This is a genomic window from Oceanivirga salmonicida (assembly GCF_001517915.1).
Taxonomy (GTDB): Bacteria; Fusobacteriota; Fusobacteriia; order Fusobacteriales; family Leptotrichiaceae; genus Oceanivirga; species Oceanivirga salmonicida.
Map to the genome: position 1 here is coordinate 1 of NZ_LOQI01000109.1, position 2956 is coordinate 2956.

Sequence of the window (2956 nt, forward strand, 5' to 3'; positions counted from 1 at the left end):
GAAAAAAATAAAATTATCTGAATTAAGTGGAACTGATATTAAACTAGAAATAGAAGATAAGATAACTAATAAAGATGGTATAATAAATGCAGAAAATTCAAATGTAATTAAAACAAAAGTATTTAATAATATATCAAGTGTAAAAAAAGAAGAATTCATTTTCCAAGATGCTATAGAAAAATTAAAATATAGAGAAAAAGTAACTTATTGGTTTAATAAACTATATAATGTAAATAACTGGGCATTGTATGAAAGAAAATTATCAGATAAAAAAACAACAAAAGTAGTAGATCTATACCTACCTAATTCAGAATTAATAGGAAAAGAAATAACATTAGAAACAAAAGAATCAAACTTTAAAGGTCATGGACAAGACAAAGTAGTAAAGGGTAAATTATCAAATCTATATTTAAAAACAGATAAATTAAATATAGATAATTTTGGTTTGCATCATACTAATATATCAGTAGAAAGTAATAATACAAAATTAAGAAATGGTGGGTTAATAGCAGATAATATATTAAGTATTAAAACAAAGAAATTAGAAACAACAGGGGATAAAACAATAAATTTAATAACAGAAGAAAAAATAAAAGAAAGATTTATAGGTAATAGTGTAGAAAACAAAAAAATATTAGGTGAAGATTATTATAAGAGTAAATTAATAGGTAAAAATATATTAATAAATGCAGAAGATATAAAATTAAAGGCAACAGATATATTAGCATCTGAAAATGTATTACTAAAGTCTAAAAACTTATTATTAGAAAATGATAAAATAAAAATAGATAAAACAGTAGATGAAAATGGAATTTTTTATCATAAAACTGAAAAAGGAGAATTAGAAGAAAGTATTGCAAGTAATATTAAAGCAAAAAATTTATTTTTAGATGCTGAAAAAGCAACAATAAAAGATTCGAATATATTAGTTAATAACTTAAAAGCAAAAGGAGATGTTCTAGTTACCGCTGATGTATTACAAGATAAAGTTAAATTAAAAGAAAGAGGATTTCTATATAATAAAAAATTTGATATTAGTATAGAAAAAGCTAAAGGTTCAAATATACAAGTAAATGGAATAGCAGAATTTAAAAATTTAAATTTATTAGCATCAAAATTACAAGCCAAAGATTTAATAGTAAGTGATAAGTTAAATGTAGAAGCAAAAGTATTAAAATCAAAAGAAAAATCTATGTCTTCAAGTTTTAAATTAATAGATGATATACAAGCACATTATACTACAATAGAAAAAGATTCAAACGGTAATCTTAAATTAATAAAACATAGTTTAAATGGTAGTAGTGAAACAGAAAATTTGTCAGCAGGAGCAAGTGTAACTTTATTTAGTCATAAAGTAGATAAAAAAGATAATGAGTATGAATCAAATGCAAGATCAAGTCTTAAAGTAACTAATAGTGCAAAGATAAATAAAATGAAAGTATTATCATCAGATGTAGTGTTAAATAACGCAGATATAAATGAAATAGAGTCAAATACGACTAAATTAAATAATAAAATAAATGAAAATTCATATAGAGGTGGAGTTAAAGTAGAAGCTAATATAGGATTAGAATCAAGTAATGCAGGAATAGGTCTAAACATAACTAATAGAAATGTAAAAGGGACAGAAACAAAACATGAAAATTCTAATATATCATTATTAGGAAATAGTAAGATAGAAAAAGTAGCTAAATTTACATCGACTAATTTAAAATATGGGAATTTAGTAGTAAATGCAAAAAATGTATTATTTGATGCAAATAAAGATAAAAGAGATAGTGTAGTAAATACAACAGGAATAAATTATGGTTATCGTATAAATGTAAGTTCACCAATAGTAGGAAATCTTGTAAAAGGTGCTAAAGCAATAAAAAATGTTACAGAAGGAAGACTAGATAAAGCAGTATCAAATGCAGGAAATGGATTTGTAGGAGCAGTAAATAACTTATCAGGAAATTTAAAAGTAAAAGATAATAAGGGTAAATATGTAAATATTCCTGATAAAAGTTTAACTAATGGTCAAGTAGAAAAAGATTTAGCAAGTGGAAAAGTAAAAAAAGATTTATCTGGCTATGTGTCAGCAAATTTAAGTTCAAGTTTAGATATAAATAATGTAACAGATATAAACCATGAAGAAGAAGTGAAAAGTAGTACATTAACAGGTGGAAAATTAACATTTAATAATAACGAAGAAGTAAAATATGTATCAACAATAGTAAAAGATACTAATATTGAATATAATAATGTTGAAAAAGTAATAAAAGATGTTAAAGTAGCAAATAATAAAAGAGAAATAATAGATGCATCAGTGAGTGTTGGAGCAAGTATAGGAGTAGATTTTGCAAATGGTGGAATAAAACCAGTTAATTTTGATGTAGCAGCAAAAGGTTCTTATGAAGTACAAAAAGAAAAACTTAATAAATTAAATGAAATGACAAATGTATCTGAGACCTTTAATAATGTAAAAGATGTAAAATTAAAAGGAGTAAAATCAAATAAATCTACTGTAAGTGGAAATATTAAAAACTTAGTATTAGAAGATGTAAAAGATACGCAAACAAAAAATAAGGTAGGAGCAGGTTTTGATGTATCAATTAATATTACAGGAGTACCAACAGGTGGTAATGGAGAAGTAGAATTTGTAGATATAAAAAAAGAAGTAGTACATAAAAATGAAATAAGTTTAAATAAATTAAATGTGGAAAATTTAAAGAAAATAGAATTAAAAGCAAATAATCATAATCATCAATTTGCATTAAGAGCAGGAACATCAGGAGTAAGTCTTAAAACAAAAATGAATGATTTTGAGTTAAACTTAAATGCAAATAGAGAAACATTAGATGCTTTAGCAAAACCAGATGTGTTTAGTAAGAAAATATATTTAGCTGGAGAAGAATTAGAATCAACAGCAAAAGGATTAGCAACAGCAATAGAAACATTAGGAGTAGAAAAAGAT

The 2956-nt window shown here is 23.9% G+C and carries 1 protein-coding gene; it reads left to right on the top strand.

Annotated elements, in window-relative coordinates; all coding sequences use genetic code 11:
* The coding region (locus tag AWT72_RS09805) for a hypothetical protein (protein WP_371440145.1) at positions 1 to 2956 on the top strand (2956 nt) is incomplete at both ends.